The organism is Mycobacteriales bacterium (assembly GCA_036497565.1).
GTDB lineage: Bacteria > Actinomycetota > Actinomycetes > Mycobacteriales > QHCD01 > DASXJE01.
In genome coordinates this window covers 54864-70563 of record DASXJE010000226.1, presented here as the reverse complement: position 1 = coordinate 70563, position 15700 = coordinate 54864, and the positions used below count along the sequence as shown (strand labels likewise).

Genomic DNA, 15700 nt, shown 5'->3' with positions numbered 1-15700 from the left:
AGTGGTCAGGCGGAGACGGCCGGCGCGATCCGGGTCGGGGCGTTCTCGACCCGGGTCAGCCAGTAGTCGGTGTCGTAGGACTCGTCGCCGGTGAGGAAGCGCCACAGCCTGCTGCGGTTGGTGATCTCGAGGCGCCCGGTGGCGTTCTCGTACCAGGGGAAGGTCTGCCGCAGCTCAGCGGCGACGGCCGGGTCGTCGAGGTCGTCGGTGTTCCACAGCCGCACCTGCCGCACGGTCGGGTTGAGCCGGATCTTGAACATGTAGCGGACCCGGTCGGTGTCATTGCGCCGGCCGCAGTGCCAGATGCCGTGATGAAGGATCAGGACGGTGCCGGCCGGGCAGACGAGCGGCACCTGCCCCACGAGGTTCTGGTAGCGGCCGATGTCGGTCTCGTTGATGCGGCGGAGGTGGCTGCCCGGAACGACCAGCGTCCCGCCCATGTCGAGGGTGACCTCGTGCGGGTAGTACATGAGCTGGACGTCGAAGACCGTGCGCGGATCGATGATGGCGTCGGCATGCAGATGCTGCGCCTCGCCGCCGTGCGGCTGACGGATGTGGATCGCGTGATGGTCGACGAGCGGGTCCGGGCCGACCAGGCTGTGGATCGCCCCCTGCACCTGCGGCATGGCGAGGATCTGGTTCACCACCGAATCCGCGGGGTAGGCCCGCGGCAGCGGTGTCCCCGCCGGGACGCGGTCGAAGCCCGCCTCGAGCTCGGCGATCGCGGCCTTGTTGACTGCGTCGGGTACCAGACCGTCGAAACGAAGGAAGCCGGCTGAGACGAAACGCGCCATCTCCGTCGACGACAGCAGAGCCTTCCGATCAGGCATTGATGGTCTCCAGTCGCTCGAGATAGAACTCGTGTTTGAGGAACGACGTGTCGTGCTCGTGACCGGGGAACGGCGGCATCAGCTGCGCGGCGTGCAACAACCGCCAGCCGTCCTGCAGAGCTTCGAGGCCGGTCTCGTAGGGCGGCGTATCGCTGTCACCCGTGGTGTGCTTGTCCTGTCCGGTCCCGTCGTAGAACGCCCAGCCGGTCACCCTGCTGTCCAACGCCGAATTGGCGAGGTAGAGCACGAGCACTTTCTGCCGGGTGTGACTCATCGAAGGTCCCTCCATGAGGCGGGCGTAGGAGTCGATCAGACGCGCCACATACCCTATAGGATATCTGGCTTACGAGCGCCGGCGGCGTGGCGACCAGCGCCCGCCTGCACGGCTGGTCAGGAACGCCTCAGGCGGATGACTCGTCGGCGAGATTGAGCCAGCGGACCTGCTGCGGCGTCAACTCGACGGTAAGCGCGAGCAGCGACGTACGCAGCTCCGCCAACGTCTCGGGACCGATCAGCGGGAACGCCGCGAACTGCTGGTGCAGCACGAAGGCCAACGCGATCGCCGCAGTCGGTACGCCGAGGTCACCGGCCACCTTGCGCACCCGGTCGAGGCGGGCGAAGTTCTCGTCGCTGTACCAGCACCGCACCAGGTCGGCGTCGGACCGGTCGTCGGGGTCGGCCCGGCCGGCGAAGAAGCCGCGCGCCTGGCTCGAGAAGGGGAAGAGTACGACGCCGGTGTCGATCAGCCACTGCACCGAAGCGGGGTCGGTCACGTCGCGGCACCCGGACCACATCGGCTCGAGCGGCCGGCCGAGGCTGAACTGGTTGCTGAGCGCCGTGAAGCCGTGCCGGCCGTTCGCCCGGGCGTACTCGTTCGCCTCGTCGAAGCGGCGCAGCGTCCAGTTCGACCCGCCGAACGCGCGGATCCGGCCGGCGCGGTAGTGCTCGTCGAGCACGTCGACGAACTCTCCGACCGGTACGTCGGTGTTGTCCCGATGCATGAAGTACTGGTCGATGTAGTCGGTCTGCAGCCGATCCAGCGACACGTGCAGCTGGCTGGTGATCGACTCAGGATCGCAGTGCGGGGTGTGGGCTCCCTTGCCGATCACGACGACGTCCTCGCGGTTGCCGCGGTTGACCATCCACTGGCCGAGCAGCTGCTCGGACCTGCCGCCGTTGTAGATGTAGGCGACGTCGAAGCAGTTACCGCCCCGCTCGACGAATTCGTCGTAGAGCACCGAGGCCTGCGGGATGGTGTGCGCGGCGATGCTGCCCATCACCAGGCGGGACACGTCCTTGTCGATCCCCGGCACCCGGGCGTAACGCATGTCGTGCCCGGGCCGCGGCGCCAGCGCCCGCCCGTGCACCACGGGTACGTCGGCGTCGTCGCGCTCGACCGGGTAGCTCTGGCCGAGGGCGGCCCGCCACTGGTCCAGCACCGCGGCGTTACCCAGCGAGTCGGCCCAGCTCATCGCGGGAGCCTGCCGCTCGGCGAGGTGCTCGGCCACCGCGTCGGCTTCGAACGCGTAGAGCCGCACCTCGCCCACGTCGGGGACGATGACGTCCTCGGGCTCGGCGCCCACCCGGTGCACGGCGATCCGGCCGACCCCGGCCTGGGTCGGAAACCAGGGGTTGTCGACGACGAGGTAGCCCTCGCTGCCGACCACCCGCAACTCGCTGCCGTCGGTCAGCCGCACCCCGGTGGTCACCTGCGCGGTGATGCCGCCCTCGAACCGCAGGGTCGCGGCCGCCCACTCATCGACACCGGTCTCGCCGAGATGACCGACCGCGGTGACCTCCTCGGGCTCGGCGAAGGGCCGGCCCAGTGCCGCCCCGGCCACCAGCCGGGCCAGCGACACCGGGTAGCCACCGACGTCGAGGATCCCCCCGCCGCCGAGCGCCGGGTCGAAGAGCCGCCGATCGGGGTCGAACTTCGAGGCGAAGGCCAGCGACGACTGGATGTGGAGTACGCGGCCGATGGCACCCTCGCGCACCAGCCGGTGGATCGCCTCCGCCTGGGGATGCGCGCGGTACATGAACGCCTCCATCAGGAAGACGTCGTGCCGGCGCGCGGCCTCGATGATCGCCTCGGTCCAGGCGCGGTTGAGCGACAGCGGCTTCTCACACAGGATGTGCTTGCCGGCCTCCGCGGCCCGCACCGCCCACTTCGCGTGCATCGGATGCGGCAGGGCGATGTAGACCGCCTGCACTCCGTCGTCGGCGAGCAGAGCCTCGTAGCTGTCATGCCGGCGGCCGGCGCCGAACTGCTCGCCGAACCGGTCCGCCGATTCCTGGGAACGGCTGCCCACCGCCACCAGTCGGCCGGTGCGTGAGGTGGCCAGGTCGCCGGCGAACTTCCGGGCGATCTCGCCGGTACCCAGGACGCCCCAGCTCAGGGTGTTGTCTGCCATTCCCATGCCCCTCGTCGCAACGGTAGGTCGCCCGATCCTTCCAGCCCACCGGCCGGGCCGGAAGCGGTGGGTCGGTAATCGCTTGCCCGCATCTCTTTCCAAGCCGTCGGCGACCGATTAGTCTTCCGGGCGCCCTGCAGGGGGCGGCGGGGGCCGAACGTGTCGACGACGTTGTCGCGATCCGAGACCGCAGGGAGACTGGCGTGACCCCGTTAATCACCCGCCGAGGGTTCTTGAAGGGCGGCGCCGCCGGTGTGGCGGGTGCCGCACTGCTCGGCGCCGCGGGCTGCGGGGCGGAGTCGGCGTCCGCCGGCAGTGCCCTCAGCGTCTGGTACTGGACCGGGTCGATCAGCGACACGCTGCTCGGCAATGTGCAGAAGAAGGTCGGGGTGAAGCTCGAGCCGCAGAAGATCGGCGGCGACTTCAAGTCGAAGTTCATGACCAGCCTCGCCGGCCGTTCCTACGTACCGGACATCACCGGCATCAACTCCGACGTGGCGACCTACTTCCCCGACGCGGACCAGTTCGTCGACCTCCGCAAATTTGGCGCCGACAAGGTAAAGGACCAGTATCTGGACTGGAAATGGCAGCAGGGCGTCGCGAACGACGGTCGGATGATCGGCTTTCCGATGGACACCGGACCGACGGCGCTCTACTACCGCACGGACATCTTCAAGAAAGCCGGGTTGCCGACCGACCCCGCCGAGGTCGAGGCGCACCTGGGTACCTGGGACGACTACCTCGCCGCCGGCAAGAAACTCCAGGCGGCCATCGCCGGGACCTGCATCGCCTCCGCGACCGTCAACGACATCTTCGACCAGGTCATGGCCCAGAGTTCCAAGCAGTACATGGACCGGCAGAACCATTTCATCGGCGACCAGGCACACGTGCGCAACGCCTGGGACATCTCGGTCAAAGTCATCAAGTCCAACCTCACCGCGAAGACCGTCAGCCTCACCGCCGACTGGAACGCGGTCATGACCAACGGAAAGGTCCCGTGCTTCGTCGGTGCGGTCTGGATGAAGAACTTCCTCGGTCCGGCAGCGCCGAAGACCAAAGGCATGTGGCGGGTCTGCCGCGCTCCCGGCGGAGCCGGCAACAGCGGCGGGTCCTTCCTCGGGGTCACGAAGTACTGCAAGCGCCCCGAGGACGCCTACAACGCGATCCGCTATCTCGAATCGACCAAGAACCAGGCCTTCTCCTACCAGGACATCAACCTGTTCCCGTCGACGCCGGCCTCCTACAAGGATCCGATCATGCGTAAGCCGGACCCCTTCTACGGCGGGCAGGTCACCGTCGACATCTTCGGAAGCGCCGCCGAGCAGGTCAAGCCGTTCTACTTCAGCCCGTACGACGACGCGATCACACCCGCCTACGCCACCGAACTCGGCAACGTCGAGAGCCTCGGCAAGGATCCCGACCAGGCCTGGAACGACTGCATCGGCCAGATCAAGCGCACGCTGCAGCACACGGGAGTGATCTGAGATGGCGACGACGTCGACCACGACGCCCACCACCCTCACCGGGACGGGCCGCCAGACCGGTCGTCGGCCGAGCACCGGTGGGCGATTCCGCCGCTACCTGCCGCTCTACCTGTCGATCTCGCCGTTCTACATCATCTTCGCCATCTTCGGGCTCTTCCCGATCGGCTACTCGCTCTACCTGTCGTTCCACAGCTGGGACGGCATCGGCCCGATGAAGTTCGTCGGCCTGGCGGAGTTCCGCTACCTGGTGAGCGATACGCAGTTCTGGCTCTCGGTCAAGAACACCGTGGAGATCTGGATCATCTCGACGATCCCGATGCTCTTCCTCGCGCTCGTGATCGCGGTCATTCTCAACTCGTCGATCCGCTTCAAGACGGCGTACCGGATCGCCTTCTTCATTCCCAACGTGTCGTCCCTCGTCGCGATGGCGATCGTGTTCGGCTCGATCTTCGCCAACAACTTCGGCCTGCTCAACGGACTGCTGCAGGCGCTCGGCCTCTCCCAGGTGCAGTGGCTGAACGACCCCTGGGGCATCAAGATCGCGATCGCGGTCATGGTGATCTGGCAGTGGACCGGCTACAACGCGATCATCTACCTCGCCGGATTACAGGCGATCCCCACTGACCTCTTCGAGGCCGCCAAGGTCGACGGCGCCAACGTCGTACAGACGTTCTTCCGGGTGACCGTCCCGATGCTCCGGCCGATCATCCTCTTCACCGTGATCACCTCGACCATCGGCGGCATGCAGATCTTCACCCAGTCCCAGGTACTCGTCGGCAACACCGGCGGACCGGGCGGCGCCGGCATGACGATGGTGCTCTACCTCTACCAGCAGGCGTTCACCAAGAACGACTTCGGTTACGGCGCAGCCATCGGCTGGGGGCTCTTCATCATTCTGCTGCTGTTCTCGATCATCAACTGGCGCGTCGTCCAACGGACCGGGAAGTAGAGGCGGGAGACGGTAATGACACAGGCTCGGTTCGCGCGCGTCCTCGCGCATCTGGTGCTGATCATCGGCGCGCTGATCTCGCTCTTCCCGTTCTACTGGATGATCGTGATGGCGACCAACACGACCGGGGACATCTTCCAGTTCCCGCCGAAGCTGACGTTCGGGTCGCACCTGTTGGGCAACATCCGCAACGTCCTGCACAACATCGACTTCTTCGGATCGTTCCTCAACACCCTGCTCGTGGCCGTCGTGACCACGGCGCTCGTGCTCTTCTTCGACTCGCTCGCCGCCTTCACCTTCGCGAAGTACGACTTCCCCGGTAAGCGGGTCCTCTTCATCATCCTGCTGGCCACATTCATGGTGCCTTCGCAGCTGTCGACGGTCCCGCTGTTCGTCTTGATGGCGCACATCGGTTGGGTCGGTTCCCTGCCGGCGCTGATCGTCCCCGGCGCAGTGAATGCGTTCGGAATCTTCTGGATGCGGCAGTACATCCAAGGTGCCGTGCACGACGACCTGCTCGACGCCGGCCGCCTCGACGGATGCAACTTCTTCCGGCTCTACCGCCAGGTGGCGATCCCGGTGCTCCGACCGGCCCTCGCGTTCCTCGGCATCTTCACCTTCGTGACCGTGTGGAACGACTACCTCTGGCCGCTGGTCGTGCTGGTCAACCCGCACCGGCTGACGCTGCAGGTCGCGCTCTCGCAGCTCAACGGGCTCTACAACACCGACTACAGCATGGTGATGGCCGGGACCCTCATGGCCACCGTCCCGCTGATCCTGGTGTTCCTGCTCGGTGCCCGCCAGTTCATCGCCAACCTCGCCGCAGGAGCCATCAAGGCCTGATCCCGGGTATGGCAGGCTGATCGCGACCCGAAGGAGAGGCCGCGATGACTCGCGTCGTACAGGTAGGGATGGGCGGCTTCGGCCGCAACTGGGCGAAGGAGATGATCCCCCAGGTCACCGAGGTCGACCTGGTCGCCTGCGCCGACCCCGTCCCGGAAGCCCGCGCCGCGGCGGTCAAGCAGGGCATCATCCCGGCGGACCGCTGCTACGCCACCGCCGAGGAGGCGATCGCGGCGACCGACCCGGACGCCGTACTCGTCACCGCGAGCCTCGTCGGCCACGTGCCTGCCGTCCGGGCGGCGCTCGACGCCGGCCGGCACGTGCTGGTCGAGAAGCCGTTCGCCCCGACGGTCGCCGAGGGCCGAGCCCTCGTCGAGCAGGCCGAGAAGTCCGGGCTCACGTTGATGGTGAGTCAGAACTACCGGTTCTTCCCGGCCCCCCGGGCGGTGCAGGCACTCGTCGCCGAGGGTTCGCTGGGCGAGCCGCACGCGGTCGGCATCGACTTCCGCCGGTTCTCCGGCGCCGGGGGCCGGCGCGGTGCGCACCATCTGCTCGACGAGCCGCTCCTCGTCGACATGTCGATCCACCACTTCGACCTGTTGCGGGCGGTGCTCGGCCGTGATGCCCTTGCCGTCAGCGCCCACACCAACAATCCCAAGTGGACGCTCTTCGACGGCCCGCCTGAGGGCTCGGCCATGATCGAGTTCCCGGACGATCTCACGGTGAGCTATCGCGGCAGCTGGGTCAGCCACGGCCCGCCGACGGCGTGGGCCGGCGAATGGCGCATGGACTTCGAACACGGCGAGGTCTGGTGGACCAGCCGGGGCGATGGCCTCGACGGCCGGGCGGCCCAGGAGTCCGACGAGGTGTGGGTACGCCGGGACGGCCGCCGGCGGCAGATCGAGCTGCCAACCGTGACCCGCACCGACCGGGCGGGCAGCCTCACCGAGTTCGTCACGGCGATCCGGGACGGCCGCGAGCCGGAGACCTCGGGCCGGGACAACCTCCCCAGCATCGGCCTCACCTATGCGGCGGTCGCCGCGGCGGCATCCGGGCTACGGACCGAAGTGTGATTCGCCCGATTTAGTCCACGGTCGACCACAAGGAGCGATTAACTCACTACGAAGAGCCACAGGGCGGGTCGGCGGCCGGTAGCGTGACGACCGGAACCGAGGGGGTCCGACATGGTCCGGCGCTTCTTCAAGGACGACGGCTTCGACTTCGACACCCGCATCGCGCTGGGCTGGGCCGTCTCGGGCGGCGCGGACGTCGGTGAGGTCTTCGCGGCGGTTGACACGATCAAGGACGGCGACCCCACGAGTTGGTTCACCAGCTGGGTCGCCACCGGTCGTCGGCTGCACCGGATCGCGGAGACGTCGCTCGCGACCGGCCACCCGGTGAGTGCGCGGTCGGCGTACCTGCGGGCGAGCAACTACCTGGCGCTGGCGCTGAACGGCGCCGACGGACTGCACGACGGCGCGGCGTTCGCACCGATCTTCGCCGAACACCGCAGCTGCTGGGAGGCCTTCACCGACCTGCTCGACCCGCCGGTCGAGCGGATCGCGATCGCCCACCGGGAACACGCGCTGCCGGGCTGGTTCTTCCGGCCGCCCGGGCGGGTTCGGCCGCGCCCGACCCTGGTCCTGACCAACGGCAGCGACGGCCCGGTCAGCTCGCTCTGGGCCACCGGTGGGGCCGGGGCGCTCGACCGTGGCTACAACGTCGTGATGTACGACGGTCCCGGTCAACAGACCATGCTCTTCGACGACGGGGTGCCGTTCCGGCCGGACTGGGAGGCCGTACTCACCCCGCTCGTCGACGTACTGCTCACCCGGGCGGACGTCGACCCCGACCGGCTCGCGCTCTACGGCATCAGCCAGGGCGGCTACTGGGTGCCGAGGGCCCTGGCCTTCGAGCACCGCTTCACCGCTGCCGTCGCGGACCCGGGGGTGTTCGACGTGTCGACCGCCTTCACCGACAAGCTCCCGGCGTACGTGCGCAAGCAGCTCGCGAACCGCGACCGGGCCGGATTCGAGCGGAGCATGAAGGTGCTGCGGGTCATGCCGAAGAGCAGGCGGGAACTGCAGTTCCGCGGCCGGCCCTACCAGCAGACCTCCTACTACGACCTCTTCCGCGAGACCGAGCGCTATCGCCTCGACGACGTCGTCGACAAGATCAGGACACCGCTGCTCGTCTGCGACCCCGACGGCGAGCAGTTCTGGCCGGGGCAGGCCCGGCGGCTGGTCGACGCATTGCCCGACTACGCCGAGCTGCTCCCCTTCCGGGCGGCCGAAGGCGCCGACCTCCATGGCGAGCCGATGGCCCGGGCGCTGGTCGACCAGCGGATGTTCGACTGGGTGGACGACGTCTTCGCGATGACCGGGCACCGTGCCCTGCAGCTGATCTGAGCGGACCCGCTATCGGGGGCGGCAGACGATCCCGTTGTGGGTCTTGATCTGACCGTGGCGCAGGACGTCGAACCCGTTCTCGTAGGCGTAGAGGCCGAGTTGCCGCACGTCCATCAACTCGCGGTAGGAGAAGTTCATGACGTCGCCGAACAGCGTGTAGAACATCCGGGTCCGCCACGAGATCCGCGGGGTGGTGAGCACTGCGAGGCCGCCGGGCCGCAGAAAGCGCCGGTGCCAGTCGAAGGCGAGCGGCTTGTAGTCGTCCGGAAAATGCTCGACCAGCCCAATGGACACGACCAGGTCGAACTCGGCCCCGAAGTCGAGGTCCCGGATGTCGGAGACGACGTAGGAGATGTCCATGTCGTCGCGGTACCAGACCCGGTCGTGCCCGGTGCCCGGGTCGATCCCGAGGAACGGGTACTCCTCGGGGAACGCGCCGAACCGACCCTCGACGCAATAGTCGTCGTAGTCGACGAGGACGGCCTCGCCGCCGGGGTACATCGCCGAGAGCAGCATCGCCTCGTAGCCGTCGGCCGCACCGAGAAAGAGGATCCGTGGGCGCCGGAGTTCGAGTCCCTCGAAGAGGGCCCGCTTCGCGCGCGGATCCCAGATCGTGTCCTCGACGCGCTGGGCCTGATTCCAGACGGTCCACTGCACGACCTCGGTGGCCGCCGCCCGCGCGGCGAGCAACTCGACCTTCGACAGGGCCCGTCCGGCCTTCCGCAGCGCATCGATCCGGGCCTGCACCGGATCGGCGTCGAAGAGTGACTGGAACCGCTCGTTGAACATCCGCCACGCGCGGGGGACCGGGAGGTCCGCTCCGTTCGCGTCCTCCCAGGACCGCTTGTCCGCCGACCAGTTCTCGACCCGGTAGGGGCGGCCGACCTCGGCCCAGCCCAACCGGGCGAAGTCGGCGGCCGGGGCGTCGGCGAAGACGTCGCGGTCGCTGCGACGCAGGTCCATGCGGTACGTCGGACGCAGCGCGGTCCGGCCGATGTCGGCCGTCGTCCACGGCCGTCGGCCCACCTCAGACGCCGCCGGTCGTGGACGCGCCGTAGCGCTCCTTCTCGCGGTCCAGGTCCAGCCGGCCGATACGGGTGCGGGCGGACAGCGCGGCCTCGTCGAGCGCACCGGCCGGGACCAGCCAGGCGATCTCGAACTCGAGGCCGTCCGGGTCGTGCCCGTAGAGGCTCTTGGTGGTGCCGTGGTCGCTGGTGCCCACCAGTGCGCCACGCGCGGACAGCACGTCGTACAACCGCTCCAACTCGGAGAGGGTGTCGACCTCCCAGGCCAGGTGGTAGAGACCCACGGTCGAGCGGCCGGCCGGCGAGGGCCCGGCCCCCGAGCCGATTTCGAAGAGCCCGAGGTCATGGTCGTTGTTCGAGCCGGGAGCCTGCAGGAACGCGGCGCCGGTGAACCCGTCCGGGGTCATCGGGATGACCCGGAAACCCAGCGCCTGCGTGTAGAACTCGACGCTGCGCGCCACGTCACGGACGTAGAGCACCGCATGATTGAGTCGGGTGATCGGCACGATGAGTCCTTTCGCCGAGAGCGCGAAATGGCCGGTGGGGCGCCACCCCGCTCGGGGTCAGTCTGCGCCTCCACCGGCCGTCGCGTCGAAGAGCCTTACGCCTCCGGGTTGGCGAGGACGGCCTCGACCTCGATGGCGATCGAGATCTTGTCGCCCACGACCACGCCGCCACCGTCCATCGGCAGGTCGATGTCGATGCCGAAGTCCTTGCGGTTGATCTCACCCTTGACCGAGAAGCCGGTCCGGGTGCCGCCGAAGGGGTCCTTGGTGAAGCCGTTCGGCTCGATCTCGAGCGTCACGTTGCGGGTGACGCCGTGCAGGCTGAGTTCGCCGTCGACGAAGAGGTCACCGCGGTCGCGGTGGATCCCGGTCGACCGGTAGGTCATCGTCGGGTAGGTGTCGACCTCGAAGAAGTCCGCGGAGCGGATGTGGTCGTCGCGCTGGCTGTTGTTGGTGTCCAGCGAACGCAGGTCGATGCTGGCGGTCGCCCGCGACTGCAGCGGGTCCTCCGCGGTGACGATTTCGCCCTCAAATGTCTGGAAATGACCCCGGACCTTGCTCACCATCATGTGGCGCACACTGAACGAGATGTCGGTGTGCACGGGGTCGATGGTCCAGGTCCCGGCCAGGTAGCCCGGGATCTCGACGGTGGTGGTCGCCATGGCAACTCCTTTGATTGAGAGTTCAACTTTCGTGTACTCTAGACCAAGGAGATTGCGAGTTCAACTATTCCGAGGGGCAGGCAGGGCATGAGCGAGACGGGGGCCCGCTGGCTCGATGAGGACGAGCAACGCGCCTGGCGCGCCTACCTGACCGCCGCCCAGCTGCTCTTCGACCAGCTGGACCGGGAGTTGCAGCGCGACGGGGGCATCCCGCACGGGTACTACGAGATCCTCGTCCGGCTGTCGGAATCCCCTGGCCGACGGCTCCGAATGAGCGAGCTCGCGCACTGTTCACTGTCCTCGCGCAGCCGGATCTCCCACGCGGTGGCCCGGCTCGAGGAGGCCGGATGGGTCCGCCGCGACTGCGACCCGAGCGACGCCCGCGGGTCGATCGCGGTCCTCACCGACGAGGGGTTCGCCGCGCTCGCCGCCGCCGCCCCGGGGCACGTCGAGGGCGTCCGCACCCACCTGCTCGACCAGTTGACCCCCGACCAGGTGCGGCAGCTCGGGGCGATCAGCGAAGCGGTGCTCAGCCACCTCGCCGCGGTCCGCCGGGAGCCGGCGAAGACCGTCGAGTCGCCGGCACTGTCCCGGTAAGGCCACGCCCGAGCGGGGCGTCCGATTCGGTGGCCGGGACAGGCACGATGCCCTAGCGTCCACGTCGGGGGTGAATGACCTGACTGCGCGGGGTTGGTCGGTCGTATGCACCGCGCTCGGCTCGGTGCTGCTCCTGGTCGGGATCCTCGCCGGACTGGTCAACCACAACGTATTGGACGGCCCGCGGTTCGCCGCACATGTCGACGCCGTACGTCGCGACCCCGCGGTCTCGCGGCAGGTCGGTCAGGCGATCACCCGCCGCGTGCTGGCCGCCGACCCCAACCTGATCGCGGTACGCCCGCTGATCGAATCGGTATCGACCTCTCTCGTCGGTAGCCCGGTCTTCAGCCCGGTGGTCCGGGCGGCTGCGCGACAGCTGCACGGAGCCTTCACCGACGAGAACCCGGGCCAGATCGTCTTACGCCTCGTGGACGTCGGCGCCGTCCTCGCCGGCGTCCTGCCGGCACTTTCGCCGCAGGCGGCGGCGCGGGTTCCGGCCGACCTCGACGTCACGCTGGCGCAGATCGGTCGACGCAGCTATGCCGCGCAGACCATCCACCTGACCCGGCTCGTCGGGCTGTTTTCGTGGCTGCTGCCGCTGACGGGCCTGCTGGTGCTCGGGGCCGGCATCGTGATCGCGCCGGACCGGATGCGGGCGGCGGTACGGACCGGGTGGGGAGTCACCGCGGGCGCCGTGGTCGTGGGTGTCCTTGCCCTGACCGCAACGATCCTCGCGTCGGTGCTCGACGAAGGCACCCTGCGTGGTGCCCTCACCGCCGCGACCCTCCGGGTGTACGGCGGACCGTTGTGGTGGGCCGCCGGAATCACCGCGGCGGCCGGCGGCCTGATCGTCCTGACGGCGAAGGCCCGGATCGCGCAGGTCGACCTCGCCGCGGAGTCCCGCCGGATCTGGACCTGGCTGCGGCGGCGACCCGACCGGCGGTGGCCCGGGATCGCCCGGGGCGCGGTATTCGTCGCCGTCGGCGTCGGCGTGATTCTCCGGCCGGCACTGGTGTTCGGTGTACTCGCCGGCGTCGCCGGGATCGTGCTCGTTCTCGTCGGTGTCGGCGAGATCGCCACGGCCATCCGGTCGAAGGGCGTACCGGGTGGTGCCCGGTCGTGGCGGGCAATGCGGGGACCGGCCACCGCGGTAGGTGTCGCCGTCGCGCTGGTGGTCGCCCTCGTCGCGGTCGACGCCGCACCGGCCGAGCGCCGGATCAGCACGGTGGCGGCGAACACGACCGGCTGCAACGGGCATGTCGAGTTGTGCGACCGCCGCTACAACGACGTCGCCTTCCCGGCGACGCACAATGCGATGTCGGCGGCGGACGAGCCGGGCTGGTTCATCCCGGAGCAGCCGACCGGGCTCGTGGGTCAGCTGGACGCCGGCGTCCGGGTGCTCCTGATCGACACCTGGTACGGGCAGACCACCCAGCGGCCCGGCGTGATCGCGACCGCACCGCGCAGCCACGCCGCTGCCCTGGCCGAGGCGAAACGCCTCTACGGCGACGCCGCGGTGACGAGCGCGTTGCGGCTGCGCGACGCCATCACCACGACGCCGACCGGGCCGGTGCGCCCCTACCTCTGCCACGGGCTGTGCGAGATCGGCGCCACCGAGTTCGAGCCGGCGATGGTGCAGGTGCGCGCCTGGCTCGCCGCTCATCCACGCGAGGTCGTCACGCTGTTCATCGAGGACTCGGTGACGCCGGCCGACACCGCCGCCGCACTGGATCAGGCCGGGCTGGGTCCCTACCTGCACACCCAGCAGCGCGGACAGCCGTGGCCGACTCTCGGCCAGATGATCGACTCCGGCCGTCGACTCGTCGTGTTGATGGAGCGGCACGGCGGCGGGAAGAAGTACCCGGGGCTGCTACCGGGATTCGACGTCGTCCAGGACACCCCGTTCACGAATCCGACGGCCGCCGACCTGTCGTGCGTGCGCAATCGCGGCTCGGCCGGCAGCCCGCTGCTCCTGCTCAACTACTGGCTGAGCAACCTGCACCAGGTGGTCACGGATGCCCGCAAGATCAACGCGTACGACGTGCTGTGGCCCTATCTGGAGAAGTGCCGGAGGGAACGCGGCATGATCCCGAACTACGTCGCCGTCAACTACTACAACGAGGGCGACGTGTTCCGCGCGATCGACCGGTTGAACGGCGTCCACTGAGACCCGGCCGACGGGTCAGACACGCTGCAGGAACGAACGGCTTTCGACCAGCATGCAGCCCGACTCCTTCGCATCGGCGCTTCGGTGCAGGACGACGTGACCGCACCGCTTGACAACGCAACGATCTGCGGGTTCTCTCCCGCCATGAGAATCACGAACCCGTGCGCGGGACGCCTCACCCGTCGGCTGACCCGAGCATCCGCCCTCGTCGTCGCGTCCGCCGTGGCGGCAGGCATGATGATCGCGATGACCGCATCGTCGGCGCAGTCCTCCAGCGCGTCGAGCCGGACTCCGGGCGGACTCAACCTCGAGGTCACGACGATCCCGCAACTGGAGAAGGCGATGGACGCGGGCCGGCTCACCTCGGTGCAGCTCACCCGTTTCTATCTCGCCCGCATCCGCCGGCTGAATCCGAAGCTGCACGCGGTGATCACGACCAACCCCGACGCGGTCCGCGAAGCGACGGCGAGCGACAGGCGCCGTGCGGCGCACCAGGTGCGCGGGCCGCTGGAGGGCGTCGCCGTCCTGCTCAAGGACAACATCGACACGCACGACCAGGAGGGCACCACCGCGGGGTCACTGGCGCTCGCCCACTCGCGACCGGCGAGTGACGCGTTCCTGGTCCAGCGGCTGCGCGCCGCCGGTGCGGTCGTGATCGGTAAGGCCAACCTCTCGGAGTGGGCGAACTTCCGGTCGACCCAGGCCTCGAGCGGCTGGAGCGGGGTCGGCGGTCAGACGAACAACCCCTACGTGCTCGACCGCAACCCGTGCGGGTCGAGTTCCGGATCCGCGGCGGGAGTCGCGGCGAACCTCGCCACGGTTGCGATCGGAAGCGAGACCGACGGCTCGATCGTCTGCCCGTCGGGCCAGAACGGCGACGTCGGCATCAAGCCGACTCTCGGCCTGGTGAGCCGCACCGGAGTCGTCCCGATCTCTCACGAGCAGGACACCGCCGGGCCGATCGCCCGCAACAGCACCGACGCCGCGGTGACCCTCGGCGCCCTCACCGGCGTCGACCCGGCCGACCCGGCGACGGCGGCGAGCAAGGGCCACTCGCACCCCGACTACACCAAGTTCCTGAAGTCCGACGCGCTGCGCGGTGCCCGCATCGGCGTATGGCGCGAAGGGCTCACCGGCGTGAGCAACGAGACCGACGCGATCTACGACCGCACGGTCGCCAAGCTCAAGAGCCTCGGCGCGACCGTCGTCGACCCCACCAACCTGCCGTTCCAGGACAAGATCGGCACCAACGAGGGGACCGCGCTCAACGTCGAGTTCAAGCACGACATCAACGCCTACCTCGCCGCGACGCCGGGCCGGCACCCGAAGGACCTCGCCGGACTCATCGCGTTCGACAAGGCCCACGCCAAGCAGGAGATGCCCTACTTCGGCCAGGAGATCTTCGAGCAGGCGCAGGCGACCAACGGCGACCTCACCGACCCGGCCTACCTCAAGGCCCGTCGTACGGCGACGTCGCTGGCCCGGCGTTCGATCGACGAGACGCTGGCGAAGGACAAGCTCGATGCCATCATCGCGCCGACCAACAGCCCGGCCTGGACGACCGATCTGGTCAACGGCGACCACTTCCTGCTGGGCAGCTCCACCCCGGCGGCCGTGTCCGGCTACCCGAGCGTGACGGTGCCGATGGGCAACGCCTTCGGCCTCCCGGTCGGGCTGTCGTTCATCGGGACGAAGTGGTCCGAGCCGCAGCTGCTCGGTCTGGCCTACTCCTTCGAGCAGCACACCCACGCCCGTCGGGCGCCGCACTTCCTCCCCACCCTTCCCACCGGCTGAACCCAGCCTTCGGAAGTCCCTGTT

14 protein-coding genes are annotated in these 15700 nt (G+C 68.7%); 8 read left to right on the top strand and 6 right to left on the bottom strand.

All coding sequences use genetic code 11. The features are described 5' to 3' along the window. Window positions 1-5 precede the first annotated feature (5 nt). The 3 genes from VGH85_18500 to VGH85_18490 all read right to left on the bottom strand — a co-directional run bounded on the left by VGH85_18500 (window position 6) and on the right by VGH85_18490 (window position 3247). Window positions 6-830, bottom strand: a complete 825-nt coding sequence (locus VGH85_18500) for a phytanoyl-CoA dioxygenase family protein (GenBank protein ID HEY2175801.1) — start codon at window positions 828-830, stop codon at window positions 6-8. Then, entirely contained in the window at window positions 823-1104 is a 282-nt protein-coding gene (locus tag VGH85_18495) for a hypothetical protein (GenBank protein HEY2175800.1), read from the bottom strand. The genes VGH85_18500 and VGH85_18495 overlap by 8 nt, the downstream gene beginning before the upstream one ends. Window positions 1105-1231: 127 nt before the next feature. Continuing rightward, window positions 1232-3247: an aldo/keto reductase gene (locus VGH85_18490; GenBank protein ID HEY2175799.1), complete on the bottom strand. Its 2016-nt coding sequence runs from the start codon at window positions 3245-3247 to the stop codon at window positions 1232-1234. A gap of 197 nt (window positions 3248-3444) precedes the next feature. Here VGH85_18490 and VGH85_18485 point away from each other — a divergent pair, with 197 nt between their 5' ends. From VGH85_18485 to VGH85_18465, 5 genes are all read left to right on the top strand, one after another. Next, window positions 3445-4725, top strand: a complete 1281-nt coding sequence (locus tag VGH85_18485) for an extracellular solute-binding protein (GenBank protein HEY2175798.1) — start codon at window positions 3445-3447, stop codon at window positions 4723-4725. Between the two features lies 1 nt (window position 4726). Beyond that, the gene (locus VGH85_18480) at window positions 4727-5674 is read left to right on the top strand and encodes a sugar ABC transporter permease (GenBank protein ID HEY2175797.1); all 948 of its coding nucleotides are present in this window, start codon (window positions 4727-4729) and stop codon (window positions 5672-5674) included. Window positions 5675-5689: 15 nt separating this feature from the next. Beyond that, on the top strand, window positions 5690-6517 hold the full coding sequence (locus tag VGH85_18475) for a carbohydrate ABC transporter permease (GenBank protein ID HEY2175796.1): 828 nt from the start codon (window positions 5690-5692) through the stop codon (window positions 6515-6517). A gap of 44 nt (window positions 6518-6561) precedes the next feature. Beyond that, on the top strand, window positions 6562-7590 hold the full coding sequence (locus tag VGH85_18470) for a Gfo/Idh/MocA family oxidoreductase (protein HEY2175795.1): 1029 nt from the start codon (window positions 6562-6564) through the stop codon (window positions 7588-7590). Window positions 7591-7701: 111 nt separating this feature from the next. Continuing rightward, entirely contained in the window at window positions 7702-8925 is a 1224-nt protein-coding gene (locus VGH85_18465; protein HEY2175794.1) for a prolyl oligopeptidase family serine peptidase, read from the top strand. Window positions 8926-8934: 9 nt separating this feature from the next. On the opposite strand, the gene VGH85_18460 is transcribed toward VGH85_18465, so the two are convergent. The 3 genes from VGH85_18460 to VGH85_18450 form a co-directional block, all read right to left on the bottom strand. Then, on the bottom strand, window positions 8935-9951 hold the full coding sequence (locus VGH85_18460) for a class I SAM-dependent methyltransferase (protein ID HEY2175793.1): 1017 nt from the start codon (window positions 9949-9951) through the stop codon (window positions 8935-8937). A gap of 1 nt (window position 9952) precedes the next feature. After that, window positions 9953-10456 (bottom strand): VOC family protein, encoded by a 504-nt coding sequence (locus VGH85_18455; GenBank protein HEY2175792.1) that lies wholly within the window; start codon window positions 10454-10456, stop codon window positions 9953-9955. A 95-nt stretch (window positions 10457-10551) separates the two neighbouring features. Then, window positions 10552-11118, bottom strand: a complete 567-nt coding sequence (locus VGH85_18450) for a YceI family protein (protein HEY2175791.1) — start codon at window positions 11116-11118, stop codon at window positions 10552-10554. 87 nt (window positions 11119-11205) lie between these two features. Here VGH85_18450 and VGH85_18445 point away from each other — a divergent pair, with 87 nt between their 5' ends. The 3 genes from VGH85_18445 (at window position 11206) to VGH85_18435 (ending at window position 15676) form a co-directional block, all read left to right on the top strand. Further along, the gene (locus tag VGH85_18445; protein ID HEY2175790.1) at window positions 11206-11715 is read left to right on the top strand and encodes a MarR family transcriptional regulator; all 510 of its coding nucleotides are present in this window, start codon (window positions 11206-11208) and stop codon (window positions 11713-11715) included. 70 nt (window positions 11716-11785) lie between these two features. Next, entirely contained in the window at window positions 11786-13882 is a 2097-nt protein-coding gene (locus tag VGH85_18440; protein ID HEY2175789.1) for a hypothetical protein, read from the top strand. Window positions 13883-14026: 144 nt separating this feature from the next. After that, complete coding sequence (locus VGH85_18435) at window positions 14027-15676, top strand: amidase (protein HEY2175788.1); 1650 nt, start codon at window positions 14027-14029, stop codon at window positions 15674-15676. Window positions 15677-15700: the final 24 nt, after the last annotated feature.